The sequence below is a fragment of the Nostoc sp. DSM 114167 genome (genome assembly GCF_052692655.1).
This window is the reverse complement of sequence record NZ_CP195116.1, coordinates 532,652-557,556: the sequence shown is the minus strand read 5'-3', so window position 1 is coordinate 557,556 and position 24,905 is coordinate 532,652. Positions and strand designations below refer to the sequence as shown.

Here is a 24,905-nt window from a genome sequence, read left to right as displayed (position 1 = left end):
CCTTCTCCCTTGCTTCTTCATTCCCCCCTGCCCCCTGCTCCCTGCCCCTTTTCCTCTTCATTAAATGGTTGCCTTGAGTGCTTGCGCTGACTCGTTTAGTTGTTGAGTAGCAGAGCGGATTTGGCTAATGCCACTGGCAGTTTCACGCGCAGCAATATTTAGGTCATTCATGGCAGAGACAATTTGCTGAATGGCGATCGCTTGCTGGTTGATATTGAGTGAAATCTGTTGACTGTTGATGACAATGTTATTCACTGCACCTTCTACACCTGCAAAGGATTCTGATGTTTCCTGGGCAATTCGCGTCCCTTCTTCCACAGTTTTAGTGCCTTCATGGGTGACAACGACAGTGATGCTGATGGCAGATTGAATGTCCCCTACCAAGGTGCTAATCTTTTCGGTTGATTTTTTGCTCTGGTCTGCTAGTTTGCGAATTTCAGCAGCGACAACGGCAAAACCTTTACCATGCTCTCCTGCCCGGACTGCTTCTACAGCCGCATTTAACGCCAGCATATTAGTCTGGCTTGCCAATTCGCCCACCAAACCAGAGATACTGCCAATCTGCTTGGTTTGTTCATTTAAGCGTGTGATATGCTCTGCAATGGCCGCGACTTTCTGCTGTAGGGTTTCCATGCCCTTGAGGGTGCGTTTTACAGCATCAGCACCGTTACCTGCAAGGGCCAACGCTTGCCGTGCGCCTGCTACCGCCGATTCTGCCTGTTCGGCTGACTGCTGCGATGAGGCTCCCAATTCATCGATGGTGATAGTGGTTTGATTGACAGAAGTTGCCTGCCGAGTCGCAGTCCGTTCTTGCTGCTCAACCGCAGCGGCGATTTCATTGGTGGAGGCAGCCATTGTTTGAACAATTTGAGCAATTTTGCCTGTCAACGGTTTAGCAATTTTGTTGCTCAGAAAAAATCCTAGTAAGATTGCCCCCAGAGGCCCAGCAATAATACCAGTAAGCACCCAACTTGTGGTCAAGCGGGTATCGTCACTGGCGGCTTTGTTTGCATCTTCAGCAGTATCCTGATTAATTTTGATCAGTTGCAATAATGAGTTAGTTGCAGCCGCAAAGGAAACATCATTTTTGACAACAGCGTTTTGTCTGAGTTTTGTTAGTCGTTCGGCAGCAGCGATCGCCACGTTCATTTCTGGAGAATTTTCTCGCTTCTGGCTGGTCAATTCCAGCTGTCTGGCAGTGGGATTTACAACACCTAACTGGGTAAAAGCCTGGTAAGCCTGAAGATAAGCAGCATGATCCTGCTTCCACGCCTGCCACTGTTGCTTAAACGTCTGATAGAGTTTGTCCTCGTCGGGGCCGCGGGGCGTGGTTTCATATTCCTCAAGACCTGCGTCAATCTGCTTCCAGGCTGCCTGCATTCGATTTAACTCAGCTTGTTTGGCTGCGGTGGGTAGTTCGGGGTTGATAATCGCTCGCTCTGCCGACTGGATCTGGGTCTGCCCTTCATTAACTCTCCACAATCCGTCGATGCTGGGGAGGCTGTTATTACTGAGAGTGTCGATATGGCTGCTTAATTGATGAGTACCCCGCCAGCCGAAAAACCCAACCACCAAAACAACACCGCCCATCAGCAAAAACGATCCCATCAATCGTCCATGCAGAGACATATTTTTTAACATAGCTGTAACTCCAATACATTTTTAGACAACGGCTTTTAGTTCTTGAGCGGCATCATTCAGTCGTTGGGTACCAGCTTTAATTTGACTAATACCAGAGGCGGTTTCCCTAGCAGTAATATTAAGCGAGTTCATAGTTTCTACCACTTGTTGCACTGCGATCGCCTGTTGATTGGAAGTAAGAGAAATTTGTTGACCATTTAGCGCGATCGTTTTGATGGCATCCACAATTTTTTCTACGGTTTTCGTGCCTTCATCTGTCACCATAACGGTGGAATTGGTCGATTTTTGAATGTCTAAAACCAGTACATTAATTTTTTCAGCCGATCGCTTACTCTGGTCTGCCAGTTTGCGAATTTCGGCAGCAACAACCGCAAAGCCTTTGCCATGTTCCCCGGCTCGCACGGCTTCTACTGCCGCGTTGAGCGCCAGCATATTAGTTTGACTTGCTAAGTCACTAACCAGGGTGGAGATCGTGCCGATTTGATTGGTTTGTTCGCTTAGATGGAGAATTTGGCTGGCAATATCGCCTACTTTCTCGCGTAGACTCGATTGGCTCAACTGTCCCTCTTGAGTGCGACCGTCTACCAGCAACAACACCTGCCGCGCCCCTGCGGCTGAGGCTTCTGCTTGTTCGGCAGACTGGCGCGAGGAAGCCGCCAATTCATCCATTGTCGTGGTGGTTTGGTTGACAGAAGTGGCTTGTTGGATAGTGGCGCGTTCTTGCTGCTCGATCGTCGTGGCAATTTCGGTTGTAGAAGTTGCGATCGCGCTGGCAGAGGCGTTCATCTGGCGGGAAGTGCGGCTAATGACCCAGATGCCAATCAAAACAGATACCACCAGAGAGAATCCACTAGCTAACATCACCGTGAACTTAAGGGCATTGAGTGCTTCTTGTTGCTCTTTGGCGGCAATTGCAAAAGTCTGATCTTCTTGCTGCTGCATTTCTTCAATCATGTCTACGACATCCTGCCCTTGATTGCGGGAATTTCCTTGACTCCAGCTTTCCACGGCTTCTTTGACTTTGCCCCGATCCACCTTTTCAATCAGGTTATCGTCAAAAGCAATCTGTTTATTCAGCAGTTCCTCTAGTTTGCTTAAAGACTGTCGTTCCTCTTGCGATCGGGCAAGTGTTATCAGTTTTGCTAGAAATTCCTTGGAATCCTTTTGAGTCTTTTGGTAACTCTCAAGCGATTGCTGATTTTTTTCTAACAAATAGCTTCGATTTGCCTTAGAATTACCTTGCACGCTAACAGAAAGATCGTCGAGTATTGAGTTAATGTCATAAGAAGACAATAAATTTTCTGACCGTTGGTTCACCGTGTTGATATTGACGATCGTCATTCCGGCAGAAATTAACAATGCCAGCACGGGAACTGCATACCCGCCAATAATCCAGTATCTTAGTCTCCAGTTTCGTTTGCTTTCCATCTTGCGATCTCCTGTAAGTCTATAAGTTCGAGAATTTCCAGATATTGCTAAGGGGAAGGAGGCAGGGGGCAGGGGGAAAGGGGAAAGGGAAAAGGGGAAAGGGGAAAGGGGAAAGAAAAGCTTTTAACCCAAACCTAGTAACTTTTCCCAAAGCCCAATTTCAAGTTAAAAATGCTTAACTGAACAGTATTGCGGTATACACACAAATTTCTTAATCTGCACCTTTGTTGCATTGACCTGCACCTTTGTTGCATTGACCTGCATCTTTGTTACATCGACCTGCACCTTTGTTACATCGACCTGCATCTTTGTTACATCGACCTGCACTTTTGTTGCATTGACTTGCACCTTTGTTGCATTGACCTGCACTTTTGTTGCATTGACCTGCACCTTTGTTACATCGACCTGCACCTTTGTTGCATTGCCCCCTTCCCCTTTCCCCCTGCCCCCTGCCCCCTGCCCCCTGCCCCCTGCCCCCTGCCTTTCAAGGGCAGGCTTTTAGGCTTTCGATAAATAGTTGAGAATGTTCTCAATTATTGAACGTAGTTTTAAGTTCTCAGACAATGGTTTTGGTTTTAAAATCCCAAAAATTTGTCTAATCAAAAAAACCTGCCCCAGAAAGCTGCCCCCTTCCCCCTGCCCCCTGCCCCCTGCCCCCTGCCCTTTCCCCTGATTACACAACACTCTGTAGCTTATAAGCTGCATCATTGAGTTGGTGAGTGCTAAGGCGAGTTTGACTGATGCCGATGGCTGTCTCTCTAGCAGAGCTATTGAGTGCATTCATTGCTTGTAAAATTTGCTGAACCGCAATGGATTGCTGGCTAGCGTTTAGCGAGATTTGCTGAATATTCAACACCATCCGGTTGACGGCATCGGTGACATTGATAAAGACCTCCACCGTCTGCTTAGTTATTGCCGCGCCCTGTTGAGCGGTTTTTGTACTTTCATCTGTCATCACAACGGTTGAGTTGATGGCGGATTGAATGTCATTCACCAGCACATTAATTTTTTCAGCCGATCGCTTACTCCGATCTGCCAGTTTGCGAATTTCGGCGGCGACGATTGCAAAGCCCTTGCCCTGTTCCCCCGCCCGGACTGCTTCTACTGCCGCATTTAGCGCTAGCATATTGGTTTGATTTGCTAGGTCGCTCACCAACCCGGAAATATTGCCAATTTGCTTAGTTTGTTCGTTCAGGCGTAGCATTTGGTCTGCTACTGCACTAACTCTGTGGCTCAAAGCTGCCATTCCTTCCAAAGTCCGGTTCAGTGATTGATTGCCTTGATCTGCCAAATTTAAGACTTGTTGAGCGCTGGTTGAGGCAGTAGATGCTTGCTGGGCAGACTGTTGAGCAGAGGCGCTGAGTTCGTCCATTGTAGTGGTAGTTTCGCTGACCGAGGCTGCCTGTTGGTTAGCAGTGCGTTCTTGTTGCTCGATTGTGGCGGCAATTTCAGCTGTTGAGGTGGCGATCGCACTGGCTGATTCATTTATCTGTCGAGCAGTGCGGCTAATTATCCAGATGCCAGTCAAAACCGACAACAGCAAGGAAAGTCCAGTCGCGGACAGAATTGTGAGCTTGAGCGTATCGAGCGCTGCTTGTTGTTCCTTGGCAGCCAAAATTACATTCTGGTCTTCTCGGCGCTGAACTTCATCGATCGCACTTGTCAGGCGATCGACCATACTGCGGGCATTTTCATGACTCCAGGTTTCAACAGCTTCCTGAAGCTTACCTTGATTCACTTTGCCAATCAAATCATCCTCAACAACCATTAAATTATTCAGCAGTCCCTCTAGCCTGGTTAATGACTGTTGCTCTTGCTCTGTTCTGGCAAGCGACATGAGCTTGGACAAAAGCTCGTTGAAGCTTCTTTGAGATTTTTGATATTCGTCAAAAGATGTCTGATTTTTTTCTAGCAAATAGCCCCGAACTGACTTAGAACCACTCTGCACATTCGTGGCAAGGGCATTAATCGCTGAATTAACTTTATAGGAAGAAACTAAATCTTGCGATCGCTGACTCACCAGGTTGATATTAATAAATATCAGTCCCGCAGAAATTACCAACGCCAGAATGGGAACTCCATAGCTGCCCATAATCCAGTATCTCAGTTTCCAATTTCGCTTACTTTGCATCTTGTTATTTCTTGTGAATGAATGAGTTCAAGGATTTGCCAATGAATGGCACTAAGTTAAAATACAGCCCTTGCTCTGACTGGTTCCCAGCCTGGAGGCTGGGAACCCATTCTGGGAGGCTCTGCCTCCTGTTTCTTGACCAGAGGCAGAGCCTCTCTGAATACATTCCCAGTCTTAAGACTGGGAACGAGACTAGACAAGCTTTTGGGCTTTTCTTAGTGCCATTCGATTTGCCAATATTTCTATCATTTGTAATCTTTGCGATCGGATTTTTGAATCAAGGGAAGATTGCACAACATTCCGTAGTTTATCGGCTGCGTTATCTCTGCGAGTTTGCTGCGAATCTCATTGATGATCTGTGGAACGAAACCTAACCCTAGATTTATAAGCGTTAGACTTCTTCATTGACAACCAACACCTCTGAAGTAAGCAATTTAGACAAATTGATAATGCTCATCATCCGATCGCGATAAGGTGCGACACCTTGGAGATAGTCGTCTTTGGCAGAATTCAAGGCAATTGGAGGTGCGGTCATTTGGGAGGGATGAATATACGTCACATCAAAAATGTCATCGACGGCAATGCCCGCCACTCGTCGATCCAGACGCACGACAACGGCTTGCTGATGCAATCGCACCCCATTCATGGGCAGATCGACTACATTATTGATGTTAATTAAGGTGACAATTTCGCCCCGCAAGTTGATGTTGCCAACAATGTGCGGCGGACAGCAGGGAATTGGGGTAATCTTGTGAATCTCGGTAAACTCATGCACCGTTTCTAAGCCAAACCCAAAGTACTCACCCGCCAACCCCACAACTGCTAGAGGCAAAAGCGATGCCGAATCCTCGTCATCAATCGAACACCGCAGAGTTTCAGTTCGCTCTTGCAAAATCTGTCGCTCCTGGGAATCGAAATGAGCGTATAAGCCTTGATTTAGGGCTGAATCAGAGGGGTGTTTTAGTGCGTCATTGACTGAGCCGTTGTTAAAATCAGACTCTATAAAAGCGTGCTGCATCAACAGTTCGGGATTGAGCAATGTAACGATGCCGTCCTCAAGGTTGGCAATACCAGTCACCAATCTATCCGGCAAACTCTCTTTTGCTCGATCGCAAACATCGGCAGCGATCCGATCGAGTGCGATCGCTTGCACGCTATCCACTTGATTGACGATGATTCCGAGTCGTTGAGTTTGCCACTCCACGACAATCATGCTGTCAGTCAATTGAAAAGGGGGACGTGCTTGTTCTACAAGGCGATATAAATCCATCACGGGGAGAAACTTTCCTCGCAGATTAATCACGCCTAAAATTGTGCTGGAAGTTTTGGCGATCGCAGTCACTTCTGGCAGAAAGAAGAGTTCTTGCACGGCTGTAGCCGAAATGCCATAGCGTGAATGATTGAGTTTAAACATTAAATAAGATTCATGGCTCATAACTAGTTGAATTTAAGTGCTTAAGAACGTGTGCTTTTAGTTGAGCAGTGGTTTGCTGATTATGGGAATCGACCGCTTCTTGAGGTAGATTTTGCAAAATTTCTAGAAGCGATCGCCAGGTTTTTTGAGCCTGTTTTTCATTTCCCTCTCGTTCGTATATAGAACCCAATTCCAGGTGAGCAGTAACAGAATTAGGAGCGAGATAAATAATACGTTTTAAGAATAATTTGGCACTGTCGCGATCTCCCTGCTCTTCGGCGATTTGAGCCAACAAATGATAAGGTTCGCTCGCCAATGGGCTGATCTGGAGTGCCTGCTGACACGCCTGATTCGCCTGGGAGTAATCGCCAAAATTCGCGTAAGCTTCTGCCATCAAACAATATGCTTGAAAGTGTTGGGGGGCAACAGCAATCAGTTGTTGGGCTATTTGAATGACATCGGCATAAGCTTCTTGAATTAGCGATTCCTGGGCTGCATCTAAAAGAGTTTGAGTGTTGGCGCTCGCGTCCAAGTCCGTCTCCAAGCTGGGGAGAGAGGGGTAAAAAATTTCGGTTTCCCTGCTTTCAATGGCAGCAGGTGTTATGGTATTCAAGACTTTGCTCTGCTCCTTGAGTAAGCTATGCCTTTGATAAACCGCAGATTGTGGAAAATTTTTGATTTGAAACGGTTCAGTTTTTTGCCCGTGTAATTCCGTGTGTCCTGTGAGCAGAAACCCTCCCGGTGCCAGAGAGCAGTAAAACTTGTCTATAACTTGGGCGATCGCCCTGAAGTCAAAATAAATAAACACATTGCGGCAAACAATCAAATCGAAATCGTGAATGCTAGACGCGTAAGCAAGAAAGTTATCCTGCATCAGGTTTCCAGGTTGAAATGTAACCATTGCTTGAATAGCAGGATCGATTTTCCAACCTTTTTTGTGGGATTGAAAGTAGCGATTTTTGATTTCTTCAGTGGTTGTCCGAAAAGACCAATCGCTGTAAATTCCTTGTTGAGCCAGGGCGATCGCGGGTTGATTAATATCTGTGCCTAAAATCAGAATGTCCCATGTCTGATTGTCAGGGATTAGTTCCTTCACCAGAATGGCAAGTGAGTAAGCTTCTTCACCAGTCGAACACCCGGCACTCCAAAGGCGTAATGTCGGCCGATAAAATTCTCCATTAGCAGCGTTGTACTGAGTTAAACTAAGCTTTCGTTTGCGCTCGATTAACTCTGGGAGCAGCTGATTTTTGAGCAGCGACATCTGCCCCTCATCCCGAAAAAAATAAGTTTCAGTGACAGTGAGTAAAGAGATTAGTTCTTGCCACTCTGTCGCACCAGGAACTAATTGATTTCTTGCCACCAAGAACTGATAATAATCATTGAGCGAGCATAATCCCAGCGCCCGGATGCGAGTTAAAAGATTTTTCTTTAATCTATCTTGATAGTGTGGCTTGATATGAATGCCGAATATATCAGCAATCAGATCGACCATCTGTGACAAACTAAAGTCATCACTGTGTTGAGAATTGGATTCAAGTAAAATGGGGCGATCGCCGAGCGTTTGATTCATCACTACATGATTTTCGAGCCGATACGCTTAGGTTTCCCATTTCAATCTCTTTATTCGGATTTGTATGATATTTGGTAGCGAAGCTTAACGAAGTTATCGCTACTTGAAGAAATAGGCAATACGATTATTCCTTTGGGCAACGGTGGTGATGAAAGTGCTTCTCGCTGGATGAAGGCGGCTGGTATTGCCATCGATGAAGAACACGATCGCAAGGTGGCGAATGCCATCAGTTAGTAGTGGAACGGGTTGAATACGGGGTTAATGCGGTTAAAGAATTACTCTGTACCCTGACGATTGATGAGCGGTGAAGCGTGATACTGGAGTTTGAGGATGTTGACACGGACAAATTTGCTCAATGGTGACAGATGCCCCACAGTGGACTGAGTGGATGGCGTGATTTTTTGGGCACAGATCGCGATCGCTAGTTTGTTGCTACATCACTAAGTAAGTCGGCGAGAAAAAACTAACTAGGTTATGAAATGTAAATACAGATAAAACCCTTACAAATGACCAATACTTCTCTACGAGAGGCTGCGCCAACGGCTTCGCGGTAGTTGAGCGCAGTCGAAACTCAGTACAAGTGACAAATGACAAAGGACAACCCTCTCCTGAAGGAGACGCTGCGCGAACACTAGTTAACTTTATTTGCGCCGACTTACTTAATTCAAAATTATTTATGATGATGAACATTGGAATAATCGAGCCAAAAAATAGCGGGTTTTTAGAAGTGATGCCAGAGGGAGAAGGCAGCGACTACTGGCAGATTGCAGCTGTACACATCAATGGCCAAGTCTTCTGCCCTAGCCCTCGCCTTTATCGCAATGAGCAGGTGGCATTAGCGCAAGCTGCACAAATTTATGATTGGCTAGCTGACCACGAGCCACAAATTAGTGCTGGGGGTTGCTACTGCTCCGAGTTGAAGCTAGCGCTGTGGCATCAACCGAAAGTTTCTTAGTTGCCCAATTCATCCAACTTTGGCTAGAAAAGAATTTTAAAAGCGCCAACGGTATCAGAATGTTGACAGTATGTACCTACGATCGGACATAACAAAAACCTCACGAGTTAGGTGAGCTTGATTGTGATATTAAAGTTTGATGAGATCAGCCCAGACAGATTTGAGCAGACGATCGCGATTGCGCCTGATTGGGTGGGCTGGATGGGGTATTTTGTGGAGACATATAGGAATCCGCTTTGATTCGGAGAAATTATTTGCGTGGTGCGCGTTCGCAAAGCGTCTTGCAGAGAAGCGCAGCGCAAGCGCGATAGTGAGGGAATAGGGAACAAGGAACAAATGTGTACTGAGTTTTTTTCATGCAATCAAATACGAGTTGTATATGTTATTGCCAGTATTTTTCTCAAATTCTTAAGCTAGAGTTAAAAAACTTTAATATTTGTAATATTTAAAATCAAAAATTATTTTGCTCTGGTTGTTGAATCACTCCGGCGAGAGAACAACAGAGATTGTAGAAGAGGTTAGATGTAATTTGACAACAACCTTTTAAACCTAAGTTTATGCAGCAAAATTCTTTGATATCAGTCGAGGAAAAAGAAAAAATATTTCATACGGAACTAGTCAAATACGGTGTGGAATACGAACAAGCTCGAAAAGCAGCACAAATCTTAGCTTACAGTCAACCAGATGAACTCTTATCACAACAAGACAGACAAATAGTTACACAAGCATGTCACAAGTGGTCAACAGAGCGTAAACGCTACAAACGCATCATTTCTGTTGTAGATTCTTGAAGGCATTAAGCAGATACTGTATAGAAATTTAAATTAATCACGCTCTATCAATGAAGCAGTAAAAACCCTGTACCAAAAGATTGCTCGGTTAGACGTTTTGATCGATAGACTTCTTGGCATTTGTGGGGAATTGGGTTTGGGGAAAAGGGGAAAGCGGCTCATAAAAACCCTTTTCCCAATAAAGATGAGTCCCTTTCCCCCAAGAGTGCAAAAGTTACTTTTGCAAGAGGTCTAATAATGCTGGCGTCTATCCAGACAATCATGTAAATATTCTTACCATTGACCGTGAGTTACTTGATTCCACAATTAATGCCAACGCCTTTGACTGCGATCGAGGATCGCAAAGACGCGATGAATCGCTGTCAAGACGAAAGACTGATTATTGTAGAGACGGTGATTTTTTATCGCGTCTCTTACCTTAACCATTCTGCACAGCGGTAGTAGTATGTCAAAATAAGAGTACCCGATACATCAAGGTGAGCGATCGCTCCCAAAGCTAGATTAAAGGATTGACCTGAGCAATGGCAGACCCAACCAATCACAATCAAGCGGGAGAAGTAGCTCCCAGCACTGTTGACCAGCAAGCTCCCAGTGTAGCTGAAGAACACGCTCCTAGTACAGACTCACCCGAAGCCACAGATATTCCTACTGCCAACGCGCCAGATCCTAAAGCCGCAAACCCCGAAGATAATCCCAATGCTGCCAAACCAGCTGCTGCATCACCCAAGCGAGAAAAACCCGCCGCCGCAGCTAAAGCCGCAAAAGCAGAAAAACCCGCCGAGGACGACGCAGAAGAAAAACCCGCCGCCGCTAAAGCCCCTAAAAAGGAAAAAGCCCCAGCTGTTGAAAATAAGCCATTTGTAGAGTTCATTGAGCAAGACTACTTGCCAGCTTTACAAAAAGCGATATCGCTCAAAAAGGTGTGAAAGATTTACAGGTGTCTTTTGCCAAGCAGAAGATGCCAATCACTGGCTTTGAATCCGCCGAAGAATGCTGGCAAATTATTGGCAGTTGGTCAGAAATTGGTAAGCGTCAGTTTAACCTGTACTTCCCCGATGAAGATATTCAAGGAAAAAAGGGATTTTCTTGTAATGAAGGCAAAAAACCTAGCACTCTTGAGTCATTCTTAATCGATGAGCGCAAAATTACCCTCGATTTGTTGGTATATGGCTTAGTTCAGCGCTTGGACGGTCAAAAGTGGTTAGGTAGAAATTAGTTATTAGTTATTAGTCATTAGTCATTGGTCATTGGTCATTGGTTTTTAACAAAGGACAAAGGACAAATGACTAATAACAATTAAAGCTCGTGGAAATGGTAGGTAACGGCTCCAGTATCGGGGTCGTTATCAATTTTTACATAACCTGATTTGTACATCTCTTTGAGACTAGCTTCCACTTCAGCAAAGCTGGCTCCCGTGAATTTTACGCCTTGAGTGACAGTTAAAATACCACCCTTGTTTTCCGCCGCTTCAATCAGTTTCACCATCAGTTGGTTGCCTGTTGGTTGGTGGACTTGAGAAGCAACTACTGCTTGATTCAACGGTACACCAAAGGGAGATACACCCGCTTTTAATCTCAAGTTATGTTCGTATTCGTCTACCATGTTGGGGATAAAGAATAAATCCACGAACTGCCCTACACCAAATACACCACCAGTCAACAGCCATAACAAACCAGTTCCGATCTTGCCATTGTAGAAACGCTGCAATCCTCCTACCCCGACAAATCCGACTGCACATAAGATATAAGAGACAAGAAGGCGGTCTTTATGCTGCTGATTGTTTTCAAGATTCATCTTGTTTTCAACCTTTTGGATTTACTCTTATTGTTTAAAATTGTTTTTTGGACGGTTTTTTATACTAAGTGCTAATATCTAGACTGACATCTTGCACCAGTTGCTTTCTAACAATTTTCGGAATAAACACTGCTGTTCTGATTTGAAGTTGTCGGCATTGTCTAATCTAGAATGATTGAGAAAGGTGCAAAAAATAACTAAAGTACTTAGATTTTTCCAGTAATTATGCTACTCATGGATTGTTAATTTTTAGCTGCCCAACGTATTAATAAAACCCCATGAATTTATTGTAGTAATAACCACAGAAAATTACTGAGATAGTAGTGCTTTGACAATCAAGAGGTAAGTGCTACTCCACTTAAACGAGATAATGCTGCTTGCTGAACTATATTTATTTGACTACCAATCCGCGATTTTTGATTCCGCAAATATGGAATGATTGTTGCAACTCTTAATGTTTTGCTTAGAAATTTCTCACCCGCACCTTGGTAGACTGAACTTTATACAATTCGATTATTGTGGGCTGTTACGGTTTGCCAGAGAATTTCTGGTGAGGCAGTCCAGTCTTATCCCAAAGGAAGAGACTAGCGCCAACGGGGTTTCCACGCCAGTTGCTTCAAGTCGGCACAACCGCCCAACGCACTGGCTCCCCATGAGGAACTGCCGTTACCGTGGCGGTAGAGACGTAGGAACGTCACCCGAAAGGTCTACTTAAGATAATAAAGACGAAAGAGAAATCAAGACATGGTAGATTCCCTCAAAAAACCAGGCTTTGAAGAAATCCGGCCAGGGATTAAAGTCCCAGCAAAAGAAACCCTGTTAACACCTCGGTTTTATACTACCGATTTTGATGAAATGGCACGGATGGATATCTCCGTCAACGAAGACGAGTTACAAGCCATTCTGGAAGAGTTCCGCACTGACTACAACCGCCACCACTTTGTTCGGGATGCCGAGTTTGAACAATCCTGGGATCATATTGACGGGGAAACTCGCCGATTGTTCGTTGAATTTCTAGAACGTTCTTGTACAGCAGAGTTCTCCGGCTTTTTGCTGTATAAGGAACTTGGCCGTCGCTTGAAAGGAAAAAGCCCTGTTTTGGCAGAGTGTTTTAACCTGATGTCACGGGATGAAGCGCGTCACGCTGGCTTTTTGAACAAAGCTTTGTCGGATTTTAATCTGTCCCTAGATTTAGGGTTTTTGACTAAGAGTCGCAGTTATACCTTCTTTAAACCGAAATTCATCTTCTACGCTACTTATCTTTCTGAGAAGATCGGTTATTGGCGCTACATCACCATTTATCGCCATTTAGAAGCACATCCCGAAGACCGGGTTTATCCAATCTTCCGGTTCTTTGAGAACTGGTGTCAGGATGAAAACCGTCACGGTGATTTCTTTGATGCGGTGATGAAATCTCAGCCACAAATGTTGAATGATTGGAAAGCACGGCTGTGGAGTCGGTTCTTCCTGTTGTCGGTGTTTGCGACAATGTATCTCAATGACATCCAACGCAAGGACTTTTATGCCACCCTTGGATTAGATGCACGAGAATACGATATCCATGTAATTAAGAAGACCAACGAAAACGCAGGTCGGGTATTCCCACTGATGCTGGATGTAGAGAATCCAGAGTTTTATGAGCGGTTGGATGTTTGTATAAGCAATAATCAGAAGTTGGGTGCGATCGCTAACTCCAACACTCCCAAATTCCTGCAATTCTTCCAAAAACTGCCGCTTTACATCTCCAACGGCTGGCAGTTATTGCGGCTGTACCTGATGAAACCGATTGATACTGTTTCTGCTCAAGGGGCAGTTCGTTAACTCATAACAGATTTGCGAAAGCTTTGGTGGTTCTGCTATTGCAGAGCCACTTTTTTTGTCCTTGCTAGCGAATACAAGTTAACTTGCCGTTGCTGCTTTGTTTCCATTGTGGTTGCCATTTTTGCTGCCGTTGCCGTTCACACTGGCAATAAATGACGGTTGCTCTAAATTAGAAACTGGTGACTCCCCTCGCAGTCCCTTGCGGCGCTGATTTTTCGGAACACCTCCCGCCATACCGTACTCCACACTACTTTTCCCATACTGAGTAGCAACTCCTAAGAGCATATGCTCTGCCATATCTGCCAACTCGCGCTCTGTTTGGAGCATTTCATGGTACAACTTATCCAGGTTGGAAAGAGCAGTATTATATAAATTCTCTCTAGTTCGCATCGTCTCAATTAGGGATGAGAAGGTCGGTAGAGTAAGTCCATTGCCTAAATTTAAATTCGGATCGATTGAGTTGATGCTAGCAGCACGACGCACTGCTTTTTCTAACACCTGAGAGGTTCTTTTTCTCCGAGCCATGATATGAACCTTGTAATACAGTACGGTTAATATTCTTTACTTTAAAAAACTTCCGTATCGATCGGCTTGAGAAAACTCCAGCAATTCTCTAATGCTTTTTGTTACATAGCAATGTCGTAATTAATGCGCGATATACCGAAATGAGAAAGCAATCAAGCTTTTGAGAAAGCAATATGTCTTTTTGCTTGCTAAATCTACCGAAATGAGAAAGCAATCAAGCATTTTGAGAAAGCAATATGCCTTTTTGCTTGCTGAATCTACTGAAATGAATGCGCGATATACCGAAATGAGAAAGCAATCAAGCATTTTGAGAAAGCAATATGCCTTTTTGCTTGCTGAATCTACCGAAATGAGAAAGCAATATGCCTTTTTGCTTATTAAAATCGACTCAATCGGGTATCAATACTTTTTGGATAAACCCAACAATCTCTCTTTTGGTCTGGGGGATGGGTTCCTCTTGCTTCCTAAACTGAAACCGTACATGAAACTTTCGCTTCACACAGTTACTCATATTTTGCTGCTTTGAAATGGAAATCTTTGCTCTTTCTTCTTTGCAAGACGCGCAATGGGCAGACCAAAATATTGCTGAGTCAATAAATTTTACTTTTTACTCAGCAATATTTTGGTGAGAAAGGTTTTCGTGAGTTTTTACGGATATAACAGAAGCCGACATTAGGATACACTGGCATTTGAATACACCGGAAGTTCATCAGCGACTTAGTTTGTCGCTTCTGGTGACTTCCTTCCTAGTATCTTATTGCTTTTGGCTGTATGAAACTTACTCCAATCTACGGTAAGTCTCCCTGAAGAAGGTTTTTAGCATCTAAAACGACTACCACTGTTTTGAGGCTATAGCCTTAGAATATTTACAAGCTTTACTTACGAATTAGCTCTGTCTAGATAAAAGTACCATTTTTACTGTGTAAGCTGACATTCTACCTGTTTCATCCAGATTTGTGTAGCTTATTAACAAATCAACGGATTCATTAATATTAAGCCTGCTTTACTATTTAGTTTCTTAGCCCGACCTATTAGACAGCTAGAGTGTTCATTTCACTTTGTTCAATAGCTTTTAGCCCTTATCGCTCCCATGCTGACCCATCACCGCAAGCCCGTGTGCTTATCACTTATTTCCACTGACCTACCGATCTGGTCTGTTGTCGAAACTGCCGCGACATTGTATCAAAAAGATACCGATCGATTTCATTTACTGATGACCGCACCGCCTTTAATTAGCTGCGAAGTAGAGAGTGTCATCAGTCCAGAAGACACGCTTCCTCAAAGCAAGAGCAAAGCTTACGCCCCTAACAGTCCCAGAATATTGTGGCTGGAGATTTCACCTTACCGAGTCATCATGACTATGCAAGGTAACGCTCAAGTGAGTTATCGTCACTTTTGGGAACAGGGTGTTTATGGCATTAGTCGCTATTGGTTGCCAACTGAGTCATTGCAACCTAACGATCCGATTCGTTTACGAAATTTTACTCGTAGCCTAACTCTCAACGGACATCCTTTACCAGAGAATTTGCGGCTGGAATATGAATTGTGGGCAGAAAAAGTCCAATTAGGATGCTACATACTGAATTTGGAAATTAAACATTAATAATCGTGGGCAGTAGGGAGTAGGGAGTAGGGAAAAGTTTTTACAATGCCCAATGCCCAATGCCCAATGCCCAATACTTCGACTTCGCTCAGTACAAGTGCCCAATGCCCAATCCCTAATAACTGGGTTGGTTTCCTGGTTTCCATTTAATATTGCAACCAACACTCGGTTTTTGCTCGCTCGTAACAGGTTTACCCGCTAGCACTGCTTCAATGGCTGCGCGTAAATCTGCACCTGTTACAGGTTTACCGTTACTGGGGCGGCTATCATCTAATTGTCCCCGATAAACAAGTTGGCGTTGGTCATCAAATACAAAAAAATCTGGTGTGCAAGCTGCTGTGTAAGCCTTCGCCGTTTCTTGGCTCTCGTCGTAGCATAAAGTAAAATTAAACCCTTGTTCTGTTGCAAATGCTTGTAACGACTCTGGCGCATCATCTGGGTAATTTTTTGCATCGTTAGCACTAATAGCAACGATCGCTAAATCACTTGTAAAATAATCTCTTCCTAACTGCACTAATTCTTGTTGGACGTGTTTTACAAACGGGCAATGCCGACAAATAAACATTACCAATAGTGCTTTTTTATCTGCAAAGGTAGAAAGTGAAGTTGCCTTTCCAGATACTACTTCCGGTAGATTAAAATCTGGCGCTTTAGTGCCTAGCGGCAACATAGTTGAAGTAACTAAAGCCATAGTTCACCCAATATTTTTACGCTGATAACTAACGGTTTTTGTTATCAGTATATTTTCACTCTAGCACTAAGTTTTCCATAAAATAAGAGACGGTAAATTTACCGTCTCTTGCATTTTTTGAGAGTTATGTTAAATAAATTAGTTTTTACAGATTTGCCAAAACACCAACAATACCGTGTCCTGTGAATACTTCTAATGCTATCAGAGAGACAAAACCAATCATTGCTAAACGACCGTTGAGCATTTCTGCATAAGGAGTGAAACCAGTGCGATCGCCTTGTTCATCTATATATACTTTTGGCTCGATCGCAAAGTTGTTCAGTTTTCCTTGGTCATCAATAATAGCAGTGCTTGTACGCATGGGTTTTTACCTGTCTTCTGTTTATGTAAATAACTGTAACAAATTTATTAACATTTGTAAAGTATCTTCATCTAATCGAGTAGAAGTCCAAGCCAGAGAAGAGATATGATGATGAATCGAGTTCAAAGCCATGTCTAAGTACTCTGTCTAAGCAATCCCAGTCACCAATCCATTCACCAACAGCTAATGCATCGATTTCGAGTAGAGGTTATTGCCAAAACACCAAACCCGCAGCAGGTGATTTATGCCGCGATGCACCAGGATTATACTGATGGGTTTGTGTTTGATGAGCGCGACTCCTGGCCTTCTGAGTCACAAAGCGGCGAAGTTATTGTTAAGCGGCTTTTAGCAGGTGAGAGGGGACACTATGGGCCTTTAGAGCATCCCCAAATTGTTTTCAACTGTGGCTACTTTCCCCACAGTGTGATGCAGCAGGCGCGGACTCATCGCGTTTCTGTATCATTTGATGTACAATCTTTTAGGTACACAGGCAACCAATTTATTGATGTAGTAGAAGGAAAGAAAGACATAGAAGATGTTTTTTATCTACGTCCCGTAGGTTATTACACTGATAGACAAGGCAAAAAGTATTACTATTCACCAGAACAACGAACAGCAGATTTAGAGTGGTGTCTAGAAGCAGCTAAACGATATAAAGCTGATTTTGAGGGTGGAATGTCTGAAGAACACGCCAGAGGTAAAGTACCTTTTGACTATCGCCAGCATTTTGTAGTTAGTTTCAATTTAAGGTCTTTCTTGCATTTTTGTGACCTGAGAAATAAGAAAGATGCTCAATTGGAAATTCAAAAGTTGTGTGAACTGATGTGGCCTCATTTTGAAGATTGGGCACCTGCGATCGCACAATGGTATGAAAAGCAGCGTCTAGGTAAAGCCAGGTTAGCACCTTAGATAATGCCTAAAAGTTGACACAATTTACGGTAGGATAAGGCGAAGCGATTATCCTCAGATTTACTGGGTTTGATTTAGGGCGATCGCATCTATTTTTTTGATGAACAAAGCTGTCGATATTAGTACTAAAAAATTAATCAGCCTTGCACCAAATAATTGGGCAAAATGGGTGACAGGAATTCCCGACATTGTTACAGGCGAAATCTTAAATACAGAATTCCAATGGATTAGCCGACAAAGCGATGTTGTAATTCCGGCTGAAAGTCCCCAATACGGAAAATTCCTCATCCTCAATGAGTTACAATTACGCTACACATCAGAAATGCCGCGTCGGATGCGTGCTTATGCGGCTCTTGCGGAAGAGAAATATAAACTACAAACCTACCCTGTATTGATTAACATTCTCAAAATCAGCAACAGCGAAATATCTACAAGCTTTGCATCCAATTTTATCGGCTTAAGAGCAATTCAAGATTACCGTGTAATCAATCTCTGGGAAGTTGACGTAAATATTGCTTTTGAGACACCGTTACCTTCACTGCTTCCCTTTGTACCAATTCTCAAAGGCGGAGAAAACGAGTCTACAATTAGGGAAGCATTGCGAATGTTGCGTGCTGACGAGCAATTAAATCAACTTGAGACAGTTCTGGCATTTTTTGCAACCTTTGTATTAGAAAGTACTTTAGTTCAGGAAATCATGAGGTGGGATATGACAGTCTTAAGAGAGTCACCTTGGTATCAAGAAATTTTACGTGAGGGACTAGCACAAGGACAAGCAGAAGGAGAAGCAAGAGGAGAAGCAAGAGGAGAAGCAAGAGGAGAAGTACGTGGAATAATCTCTAGCATCGAAACAAGTTTAGAGGCGAAATTTGGTAGCGATAGTTTGGAGTTGATGTCACAAATTTCGCAAATTTCTGACTTAGGGCAATTGAAAGAGATTTTACGCAGAATTGTTGTAGCAAATACAATTCAAGAGTTACGGAATGTTTTGTAGGATAAAGCGATCGCTCCAACTCCTGCCTGAAAGTTAGAATATGAAAAAAGTTTAGACTATAAAATTTTTGAGTTATTACACTTAAAATTTTAATGAATGTCTGCAAGAGATATTTTCCATAATTTAGTTAGATTGACTTTGCAAAAAGATGGCTGGACAATTACACACGATCCACTGTCTATTGATTTAGCAGATGGACAATTGCAAATTGATCTGGGTGCAGAACGGTTAATTGCTGCCCAAAAATAAGACGAAAAAATTGCTGTAGAAATCAAGAGTTTTGTTGCTCCTTCTGCGATTTCTGAGTTTCATACAGCTTTAGGACAATGTTTAAATTATCGAGTAGCACTAAAACTAAAAGAACCAGAGCGAGTTCTCTATTTAGCAGTTCCGCTAGCAACTTATGAAGATTTTTTCTCACGGCAGTTGCCACAACTGAGTATTCATGAATATCAATTGAAACTGCTAGTATTTGACCCGGAAAATGAGGTAATTGTACAATGGATAAACTAGCAAAGTATAAACAAATCATCCAGCAAGTTTTGACAAGTCATGCTCAGATTAAACCTGCCTATGGTGAAATCGAACGACAAACTATTTTTGATGTGCAACAGGATCATTATCAAGTTGTGAATACGGGGTGGGAAAATCGTCGTCGAGTTTATGGTTGTTTAATTCATCTAGATATTCGAGATGGTAAGATTTGGATTCAGTATGATGGGACTGAGATTGGCGTGGCTAATGAATTAATAGAATATGGTATTCCTAAGCAAGATATAGTGCTGGCTTATCAGCCTCCTTATATGCGAAAGCTGACAGAATTTGCAGTGGGATAAAGCAAGCGATCGCACTTTGATTTTGGGTATGATTTAGAGCGATCGCACAATGATATCAAAAGCAGTGTCTAGGTAGAGCGAGATTAGATTCTTACTAGCTACATTACAATTCAAAACTCAAACTTTTATTTTGAATCGCTTAAACTTTAGCCAGCGTAACAATTTATAGGCGACTCTAGTATTTGTGCTGTTATATTACGTAGGTTATAGCACAATTTTTCCTGCCTTAATTTTGTTTGATAGAGTAAGGTTACTAAATATAACGGTATAATAGATGACAGGTTTTTAAACTTAACCAAAAGATGAGTGTTATCCCGTTTATATTGGATGGTAGTAACAGAACTGTAGTGGAAACTGCGGAAGAGTATGAAAAAGCTGGTGGTCTTGAAGGAAATGTAATATTTATACAGAATCTTGATGCCAAACAAATTCGTAATACAGACTCTAGTAATGTAACTTACGATTTAAAAGTTGGTGATGAATACAGAGATCATAGAGAATCAGGTAAAACTGATTTATTAGATAATGGCAGAATATCTCTACAACCAGGGTCTGCTGTAATTATTGAGACAGCCGAAACGTTTAAATTGCCTAAATCTAGATTTGGTCATATAGTTCCAAAAGTATCTCTTTTACAAGATGGTTTATCTAATACCTCATCAAAAATAGATCCTGGATACGACGGAAAACTTTCGATCACAGTTTTCAATTTAGGCAAAAGAACCGTTCAACTTAAAAAAGGACAAGTATTTTGTACACTCTATATACTTGATGTCCAACAGGGAGCTATTCCATATAAGAAACCTTCTAAAAGAATTGCTGGAAACACTAGAAAGGGTTTATTCAGCGAACTTAGAGATTTTATTGAGGCAAATCAGACATATTTTACTATTATTTTAACTATTGCAACTATATTTTTAACACTAGTTCAAATTTTACAGCCTATTTTACATCAACAAGCAGTACAAACATCTCCCACAGAAAACAAAGATAGAACTAAGTGATTCTTTCTCACCTAGATATATCTATTGCTATTAATTTAGTGTAACCCATAGCTTTTAAACGAGCTTGTTCAAAAGTCTAGATTAACCATTTGAAAATTTTAAAACTCAAATGTCTAGTTTTGAAATTCAAACCCGAGCGATAGTGACTACATCTGGTTGATCTTGATACTTTCCTTGACGTTCTTCATAATTTACATTACAAGGTGCTCCTTCTAAAAAGAGCAGCTGAACTATTCCTTCATTAGCGTAAATGCGGCAATCAGCACTAGAAGCATTGGATAACTCTAGTGTCAAGTAACCACGCCAAGCCGCTTCGGCTGGAGTTACATTTGCAATAATTCCACAACGAGCATAAGTACTCTTACCTATACAAATTACTGTAATATTATTTGGTATTTCTAGCCTTTCAAGGGCAACTCCAAGCCCATAGGAGTGGGCTGGAAGAATAAAGTAGCTACCGTTTACATCTGTGTGAAGTTTAGTAGGTAGCAAGTTTTCAGGGTTAAAGTTCTTGGGATCAACTACAGTTCCTGGAATATGCCTAAATATACGGAAATCTACTGGTGATAGGCGTATGTCATAGCCAAAGCTACCAAGACCAAATGAAATGACAGGTAGTTCCTCACTATGACGGATTAAATTTGGCTCAAAGGGTAATATCATACCCTTTCCAGCTTTTTCTTTAATCCAAGCATCGTTTTTAATCACAGGTTCACAGACTATTTGACACAGAATTGTAATGTTAGCACAAATTGAGTATTTTGTTTAAGGTCGATAACTCCGACGGATTTCGGTAATTTGATCTGCTACATCTAAGAGGGATTTTGGCATCTCTGGCCCTGTGAGAATAATATCGACGTGGGGAGGGCGTTTTGCCAAAAACGCTAAAACTTCCGTTTCCGGAATTAAACCAAAGTTAATCGCTAAACTTAACTCATCTAAGACCACGAGAGAATACTTACTCTGACACACAACTTGTTGTGTATACTGCCACAGCTTTTGTAAGGCTTGATTTTCTGTATCGTCTAAATGTGGTGTATCGATACAACGAGGCAAATCACAGCGAATCCAATCTAAATTTTGTCCTAATTGTATGGGTCGATCTTGTCCTTGGCGGATACCTCCTTTCAGAAACTGTACTATTAATACTGGCGTTCCTTGTCCAGCTATTCTCAGTGATTGAGCCATCACACTCGTAAAAAAGTTACGATGTGAGCTAGTGAAAACTTGCACTAGACCTTCAACTGGATATGGTAGAGTTAGGGTTGAATTGATACTTTGAGTTTCTAGCTGGGCAACCATAAAGTTAAGTTCAAAAAAATACAATAAGTAAAGGGTTATTACTGGCGATAAAACTGACAAATTTGCCTGTATAATCAATCTGTTTTTCACAGGTGTGGTGGATTTGGCAAATTGCATTCTTAGTCAACACTAGGTTTGTATTGAAGTCAAGAGTTCTGCTTGATTTACAGCAGATTTCAGGTAAATGAAGTACATAGACAAAACCCGAAAGCCTGTAGAGACTTTACATCTAACGTCTCTAGATGTAGTTTGTAAAACCGCTAACTGCTGTAAGTTTTCGTCTTTTCTCTGTAATGAGTTGTAAAAATGAAAACATAAAATCTCTAGTTCCAATTATTTAAAAAAGCTAGGCACAACGCCTAAAAATCGCTAAATGTTAAATTTGTCGGTTGTTTGGGCAAAACAGACTTAGCTAGTAGTGAATTTGACAGGATGAGGAGTAAATCGTTGTGAGATTGGTGATTCTGGGAGGTTCAGGATCGGGAAAAAGCACTCAAGCACAAAGGCTTTGCAGATACTTTGATATTCCTCTGATTTCCACAGGTGAGATTTTACGAGAAGCAATATCTGGCAATCAGCCCCTGCCGGAATTTCGATGGTTGGAAACCGATCCCCGGACTTCTCTTTCGGTTTACGCTAGCTTGAGTGAACTTGGCTACCACGCACGGCCCTACATGCAAAAAGGGGAGTTAGTTCCAGACGAAACGATCGTTGAATTGATCCGAATTCGCCTCAGACAACCAGATATTAATTGCGATTGGGTGTTAGAAGGCTATCCTCGTACTGCCTTCCAAGCTGAAGAATTAGATTTTTTATTGGATGATTTAGGGCAAAAGCTAGATTGGGCAATTTATCTCCAAGTCCCGGAAGCAGTTATGGTTAGTCGATCCTTGGGGCGATCGCTACCAGATGACCAACCAGAAATCGTCCAGCGCCGTGTAGAATTATTCTACGATCGCACCATTCCCATCCTAGAATATTACGATCGTCGTCGCTGTTTATTGACTATCAACGGCGATCAATCACCAGAGATGGTGCAGCAAAATATTTTGACTCTGCTTTCAGTTCCTTAGAAAAGAAGTAGGGAGCAGGGAGCAGGGAGCCGGGGAGCAGGGGAGCAGGGAGATGAGGGAGGCAAGGGGGACAAGGGAGACAAGGAGATAAATAAAACTCCTAACTCTTAACTCAGCACTCAGCACGGGCTAAACCTTAGCTTTCCGCTAACAGCACTCCTAACGCCCAATGCCGCAAAAAAGATGATTTACAACACTAAGGTAATCTTAAGGCAGTATTGTAAAACTTGAGGCAATTCCAATGGCTTGGCAGCGTCCTGATGGTCGGATTCCCTACGAACTACGTCCGATTAGCTTTCACCCCAGTTTCACCCGCTTTGCCCCCGGTTCTGTTCTCGCAAGATGCGGTGATACTCAGGTACTTTGTACTGTTAGCGTTAATAAGGGAGTTCCGAAGTTTCTCGAAGGAACTGGTAAAGGCTGGTTAACTGCTGAGTACCGAATGCTACCATCTGCTACCCAAAAACGCCAAGAAAGGGAATTATTAAAATTATCTGGACGGACGCAAGAAATTCAACGTCTAATTGGACGTAGCTTACGCGCCGCAGTGGATTTTGAGGCACTGGGAGAACGCACGCTGACTGTAGATGCTGATGTGTTGCAAGCAGATGCCGGAACTCGGACAACAGCTATTACAGGCTCGTTTGTGGCGTTGGCTCATGCAATTTCCAAATTGTTGCAAGAAGGCGTGTTGGAGCGATCGCCTTTGTGTGGACAGGTAGCGGCAGTTTCCGTAGGATTACTGGATAAAGAGCCATTTTTGGATCTAAATTATATCGAAGATGTGGCTGCAACAGTAGATTTTAATGTGGTGATGAATCAACATCTGGGAATCATTGAAGTCCAAGGAACAGCCGAAGAAGGCAGCTTTAGCCGCACTCAGTTGGATCAACTGCTAGATGTCGCCCAAAAAGGAATTCAGGAATTGTTAATCGCCCAACGTGAAGCCATCCCTGGCTGGGAAAAGTTGTTTGCGATCGATTAGTTTTATTAATTTTTAATAAGAATTAATAAATGTATGCTTTGTGGCGTGAATCAACAAAGTATCAAGTAACTGGATGTAAATAAAAATAATCATCACAGTGGTTAGTAGTTGGTACGACTCACTACTGACAACTTACGGTAAAAGGTGATAAGGAGGGTCTATATTTTCCAGTCTACTTAATCCACGATGTTAAATGTTTCAAAAGTTAAAAAGGGGGATTGTAATAAGTTCGGTATTGTATTGCCAGAAGCCAGCAATATGATGATGAAGCCATGAACAAAACTGTTGAAGTTCTACCGGATCAGCCGGCGCTGGTTGCACGAGCGCTAGAATTAATTCTGTCCAAGTTAGAAACTGCCATTGAGCAGCGGGGGCAGTTTACTATCGCCTTATCTGGCGGCAGTACACCTAAACCGTTATACGAAGCGATCGCTACTCAAAAACTGCCTTGGGATAAAATTCATATATTCTGGGGAGATGAGCGTTACGTACCACCAGATAGCCCCGATAGCAATGAACTGATGGCACGTCGTGCGTGGCTAGATCGTGTTGACATCCCAGCGGCTAACATTCACCCCGTACCAACTTTAGAAGCCAATCCAGAACTGGCTGCTGCCAAATATGAACAACATCTCAAAGAATTTTTCCATTCTTCTGGGGTCGAGTTTCCCCCCTTGGATGTAGTATTACTAGGAATGGGTGATGATGCACATACTGCATCTTTGTTTCCCCATACAGAGGCTTTGAAAGTACGCGATCGCCTTGTGACTGTGGGTAATAAAGACGGAAACCCCAGGATAAGTTTCACATACCCCTTCATCAACTCTGCTCGTAGCGTGATTTTTCTGGTTGCTGGTGCTAATAAACGACCAGCTTTAGCGCAAGTTTTTGCACCTGTAGCCGATGACTTCACTTACCCATCCCGTTTAATTCAGCCCCAAGGAGAACTTTGGTGGCTGCTGGATGCGGCAGCAGGTTTGGAACTTCAACATTGAACAATGGGGCATTGGGTATGGGGCATTGGGCAAAAGAGGCTGAGGGGCACAGGGGAAAGACTTACTGCTACTTCTCCCCTGC

At 43.0% G+C, this 24,905-nt stretch carries 25 protein-coding genes and 2 pseudogenes; 15 read left to right on the top strand and 12 right to left on the bottom strand.

Annotated elements, in window-relative coordinates:
• Positions 1–60: 60 nt before the first annotated feature.
• From NSTC731_RS02380 to NSTC731_RS02355, 6 genes are all read right to left on the bottom strand, one after another.
• Positions 61–1,641 (bottom strand): methyl-accepting chemotaxis protein, encoded by a 1,581-nt coding sequence (locus tag NSTC731_RS02380; protein ID WP_445629458.1) that lies wholly within the window; start codon positions 1,639–1,641, stop codon positions 61–63.
• A gap of 21 nt (positions 1,642–1,662) precedes the next feature.
• Positions 1,663–3,069 carry a HAMP domain-containing methyl-accepting chemotaxis protein gene (locus tag NSTC731_RS02375; RefSeq protein ID WP_445629457.1) on the bottom strand — a complete coding sequence of 469 codons (1,407 nt, stop codon included), beginning with the start codon at positions 3,067–3,069 and terminating at the stop codon, positions 1,663–1,665.
• A 165-nt stretch (positions 3,070–3,234) separates the two neighbouring features.
• Entirely contained in the window at positions 3,235–3,480 is a 246-nt protein-coding gene (locus tag NSTC731_RS02370; protein ID WP_445629456.1) for a hypothetical protein, read from the bottom strand.
• Between the two features lie 262 nt (positions 3,481–3,742).
• On the bottom strand, positions 3,743–5,200 hold the full coding sequence (locus NSTC731_RS02365; protein ID WP_445629455.1) for a methyl-accepting chemotaxis protein: 1,458 nt from the start codon (positions 5,198–5,200) through the stop codon (positions 3,743–3,745).
• Between the two features lie 391 nt (positions 5,201–5,591).
• Positions 5,592–6,635, bottom strand: a complete 1,044-nt coding sequence (locus NSTC731_RS02360) for a chemotaxis protein CheW (protein WP_445629454.1) — start codon at positions 6,633–6,635, stop codon at positions 5,592–5,594.
• Positions 6,625–8,184, bottom strand: a complete 1,560-nt coding sequence (locus NSTC731_RS02355; protein WP_445629453.1) for a CheR family methyltransferase — start codon at positions 8,182–8,184, stop codon at positions 6,625–6,627. Before NSTC731_RS02355 ends, NSTC731_RS02360 begins: the two co-directional genes overlap by 11 nt.
• Before the next feature lie 682 nt (positions 8,185–8,866).
• On the opposite strand from NSTC731_RS02355, the gene NSTC731_RS02350 reads away from it, so the two are divergent.
• The 4 genes and pseudogenes from NSTC731_RS02350 to NSTC731_RS02335 all read left to right on the top strand — a co-directional run bounded on the left by NSTC731_RS02350 (position 8,867) and on the right by NSTC731_RS02335 (position 11,146).
• Entirely contained in the window at positions 8,867–9,139 is a 273-nt protein-coding gene (locus NSTC731_RS02350; protein WP_445632258.1) for a hypothetical protein, read from the top strand.
• Between the two features lie 557 nt (positions 9,140–9,696).
• Positions 9,697–9,930: a hypothetical protein gene (locus NSTC731_RS02345; RefSeq protein ID WP_445629452.1), complete on the top strand. Its 234-nt coding sequence runs from the start codon at positions 9,697–9,699 to the stop codon at positions 9,928–9,930.
• Between the two features lie 285 nt (positions 9,931–10,215).
• On the top strand, positions 10,216–10,371 hold the full coding sequence (locus tag NSTC731_RS02340) for a hypothetical protein (RefSeq protein WP_445629451.1): 156 nt from the start codon (positions 10,216–10,218) through the stop codon (positions 10,369–10,371).
• An 80-nt stretch (positions 10,372–10,451) separates the two neighbouring features.
• Positions 10,452–11,146, top strand: a pseudogene (locus NSTC731_RS02335) (DUF2996 domain-containing protein).
• Positions 11,147–11,226: 80 nt separating this feature from the next.
• Here NSTC731_RS02335 and NSTC731_RS02330 read toward each other — a convergent pair.
• Positions 11,227–11,724: a TM2 domain-containing protein gene (locus tag NSTC731_RS02330; protein WP_445629450.1), complete on the bottom strand. Its 498-nt coding sequence runs from the start codon at positions 11,722–11,724 to the stop codon at positions 11,227–11,229.
• A 744-nt stretch (positions 11,725–12,468) separates the two neighbouring features.
• On the opposite strand from NSTC731_RS02330, the gene acsF reads away from it, so the two are divergent.
• Positions 12,469–13,545, top strand: a complete 1,077-nt coding sequence (gene acsF / locus NSTC731_RS02325) for a magnesium-protoporphyrin IX monomethyl ester (oxidative) cyclase (RefSeq protein WP_445629449.1) — start codon at positions 12,469–12,471, stop codon at positions 13,543–13,545.
• 78 nt (positions 13,546–13,623) lie between these two features.
• Here acsF and NSTC731_RS02320 read toward each other — a convergent pair whose 3' ends face one another.
• The gene (locus NSTC731_RS02320; protein WP_445629448.1) at positions 13,624–14,070 is read right to left on the bottom strand and encodes a hypothetical protein; all 447 of its coding nucleotides are present in this window, start codon (positions 14,068–14,070) and stop codon (positions 13,624–13,626) included.
• 181 nt (positions 14,071–14,251) lie between these two features.
• Between NSTC731_RS02320 and NSTC731_RS02315 the strand changes: the two genes are divergently transcribed.
• Positions 14,252–14,596, top strand: a complete 345-nt coding sequence (locus tag NSTC731_RS02315; protein WP_445629447.1) for a hypothetical protein — start codon at positions 14,252–14,254, stop codon at positions 14,594–14,596.
• A 564-nt stretch (positions 14,597–15,160) separates the two neighbouring features.
• On the top strand, positions 15,161–15,673 hold the full coding sequence (locus NSTC731_RS02310; RefSeq protein ID WP_094348271.1) for a hypothetical protein: 513 nt from the start codon (positions 15,161–15,163) through the stop codon (positions 15,671–15,673).
• Between the two features lie 115 nt (positions 15,674–15,788).
• Here the strand turns inward: NSTC731_RS02310 and NSTC731_RS02305 are convergent, their stop codons facing one another.
• Both NSTC731_RS02305 and NSTC731_RS02300 read right to left on the bottom strand, forming a co-directional pair.
• Positions 15,789–16,364 carry a thioredoxin family protein gene (locus NSTC731_RS02305; RefSeq protein ID WP_445629446.1) on the bottom strand — a complete coding sequence of 192 codons (576 nt, stop codon included), beginning with the start codon at positions 16,362–16,364 and terminating at the stop codon, positions 15,789–15,791.
• 145 nt (positions 16,365–16,509) lie between these two features.
• Positions 16,510–16,725: a chlorophyll a/b-binding protein gene (locus NSTC731_RS02300; RefSeq protein WP_114083012.1), complete on the bottom strand. Its 216-nt coding sequence runs from the start codon at positions 16,723–16,725 to the stop codon at positions 16,510–16,512.
• 186 nt (positions 16,726–16,911) lie between these two features.
• Between NSTC731_RS02300 and thyX the strand changes: the two genes are divergently transcribed.
• The 5 genes and pseudogenes from thyX (at position 16,912) to NSTC731_RS02275 (ending at position 20,468) form a co-directional block, all read left to right on the top strand.
• The gene (gene thyX / locus NSTC731_RS02295; protein WP_445629445.1) at positions 16,912–17,634 is read left to right on the top strand and encodes an FAD-dependent thymidylate synthase; all 723 of its coding nucleotides are present in this window, start codon (positions 16,912–16,914) and stop codon (positions 17,632–17,634) included.
• A gap of 100 nt (positions 17,635–17,734) precedes the next feature.
• On the top strand, positions 17,735–18,628 hold the full coding sequence (locus tag NSTC731_RS02290; protein WP_445629444.1) for an Rpn family recombination-promoting nuclease/putative transposase: 894 nt from the start codon (positions 17,735–17,737) through the stop codon (positions 18,626–18,628).
• 96 nt (positions 18,629–18,724) lie between these two features.
• A pseudogene (locus NSTC731_RS02285) lies at positions 18,725–19,141 on the top strand (XisH family protein).
• Positions 19,129–19,464: a XisI protein gene (locus NSTC731_RS02280; RefSeq protein WP_445629443.1), complete on the top strand. Its 336-nt coding sequence runs from the start codon at positions 19,129–19,131 to the stop codon at positions 19,462–19,464. The pseudogene NSTC731_RS02285 and the gene NSTC731_RS02280 overlap by 13 nt, the downstream one beginning before the upstream one ends.
• A gap of 347 nt (positions 19,465–19,811) precedes the next feature.
• Positions 19,812–20,468, top strand: coding sequence for a dCTP deaminase domain-containing protein (locus tag NSTC731_RS02275; protein WP_445629442.1), 657 nt, complete (start codon positions 19,812–19,814; stop codon positions 20,466–20,468).
• 126 nt (positions 20,469–20,594) lie between these two features.
• Here NSTC731_RS02275 and dcd read toward each other — a convergent pair whose 3' ends face one another.
• Complete coding sequence (dcd, locus tag NSTC731_RS02270) at positions 20,595–21,176, bottom strand: dCTP deaminase (protein ID WP_445629441.1); 582 nt, start codon at positions 21,174–21,176, stop codon at positions 20,595–20,597.
• A 57-nt stretch (positions 21,177–21,233) separates the two neighbouring features.
• Positions 21,234–21,770 (bottom strand): P-loop NTPase family protein, encoded by a 537-nt coding sequence (locus NSTC731_RS02265; RefSeq protein ID WP_445629440.1) that lies wholly within the window; start codon positions 21,768–21,770, stop codon positions 21,234–21,236.
• A gap of 449 nt (positions 21,771–22,219) precedes the next feature.
• Here NSTC731_RS02265 and NSTC731_RS02260 point away from each other — a divergent pair, with 449 nt between their 5' ends.
• The 3 genes from NSTC731_RS02260 (at position 22,220) to pgl (ending at position 24,823) form a co-directional block, all read left to right on the top strand.
• Complete coding sequence (locus NSTC731_RS02260; protein WP_445629439.1) at positions 22,220–22,843, top strand: adenylate kinase family protein; 624 nt, start codon at positions 22,220–22,222, stop codon at positions 22,841–22,843.
• Between the two features lie 241 nt (positions 22,844–23,084).
• On the top strand, positions 23,085–23,828 hold the full coding sequence (gene rph, locus NSTC731_RS02255) for a ribonuclease PH (protein ID WP_445629438.1): 744 nt from the start codon (positions 23,085–23,087) through the stop codon (positions 23,826–23,828).
• 272 nt (positions 23,829–24,100) lie between these two features.
• Complete coding sequence (gene pgl / locus NSTC731_RS02250; RefSeq protein ID WP_445629437.1) at positions 24,101–24,823, top strand: 6-phosphogluconolactonase; 723 nt, start codon at positions 24,101–24,103, stop codon at positions 24,821–24,823.
• The last annotated feature ends 82 nt before the right edge of the window (positions 24,824–24,905 follow it).

Excerpts from the sequence above, each read along its gene's own strand:
- NSTC731_RS02280 (WP_445629443.1), top strand. The coding sequence starts at position 19,129 with ATGGATAAACTAGCAAAGTATAAACAAATCATCCAGCAAGTTTTGACA.
- NSTC731_RS02360 (WP_445629454.1), bottom strand. The coding sequence starts at position 6,635 with ATGAGCCATGAATCTTATTTAATGTTTAAACTCAATCATTCACGCTAT.
- NSTC731_RS02320 (WP_445629448.1), bottom strand. The coding sequence starts at position 14,070 with ATGGCTCGGAGAAAAAGAACCTCTCAGGTGTTAGAAAAAGCAGTGCGT.
- pgl (WP_445629437.1), top strand. The coding sequence starts at position 24,101 with ATGAACAAAACTGTTGAAGTTCTACCGGATCAGCCGGCGCTGGTTGCA.
- NSTC731_RS02310 (WP_094348271.1), top strand. The coding sequence starts at position 15,161 with ATGCTGACCCATCACCGCAAGCCCGTGTGCTTATCACTTATTTCCACT.
- NSTC731_RS02330 (WP_445629450.1), bottom strand. The coding sequence starts at position 11,724 with ATGAATCTTGAAAACAATCAGCAGCATAAAGACCGCCTTCTTGTCTCT.
- acsF (WP_445629449.1), top strand. The coding sequence starts at position 12,469 with ATGGTAGATTCCCTCAAAAAACCAGGCTTTGAAGAAATCCGGCCAGGG.
- NSTC731_RS02290 (WP_445629444.1), top strand. The coding sequence starts at position 17,735 with ATGAACAAAGCTGTCGATATTAGTACTAAAAAATTAATCAGCCTTGCA.
- rph (WP_445629438.1), top strand. The coding sequence starts at position 23,085 with ATGGCTTGGCAGCGTCCTGATGGTCGGATTCCCTACGAACTACGTCCG.
- NSTC731_RS02265 (WP_445629440.1), bottom strand. The coding sequence starts at position 21,770 with ATGGTTGCCCAGCTAGAAACTCAAAGTATCAATTCAACCCTAACTCTA.
- NSTC731_RS02375 (WP_445629457.1), bottom strand. The coding sequence starts at position 3,069 with ATGGAAAGCAAACGAAACTGGAGACTAAGATACTGGATTATTGGCGGG.
- NSTC731_RS02345 (WP_445629452.1), top strand. The coding sequence starts at position 9,697 with ATGCAGCAAAATTCTTTGATATCAGTCGAGGAAAAAGAAAAAATATTT.
- thyX (WP_445629445.1), top strand. The coding sequence starts at position 16,912 with ATGCATCGATTTCGAGTAGAGGTTATTGCCAAAACACCAAACCCGCAG.
- NSTC731_RS02355 (WP_445629453.1), bottom strand. The coding sequence starts at position 8,184 with ATGAATCAAACGCTCGGCGATCGCCCCATTTTACTTGAATCCAATTCT.
- NSTC731_RS02380 (WP_445629458.1), bottom strand. The coding sequence starts at position 1,641 with ATGTTAAAAAATATGTCTCTGCATGGACGATTGATGGGATCGTTTTTG.
- NSTC731_RS02350 (WP_445632258.1), top strand. The coding sequence starts at position 8,867 with ATGAACATTGGAATAATCGAGCCAAAAAATAGCGGGTTTTTAGAAGTG.
- NSTC731_RS02305 (WP_445629446.1), bottom strand. The coding sequence starts at position 16,364 with ATGGCTTTAGTTACTTCAACTATGTTGCCGCTAGGCACTAAAGCGCCA.
- NSTC731_RS02300 (WP_114083012.1), bottom strand. The coding sequence starts at position 16,725 with ATGCGTACAAGCACTGCTATTATTGATGACCAAGGAAAACTGAACAAC.
- NSTC731_RS02365 (WP_445629455.1), bottom strand. The coding sequence starts at position 5,200 with ATGCAAAGTAAGCGAAATTGGAAACTGAGATACTGGATTATGGGCAGC.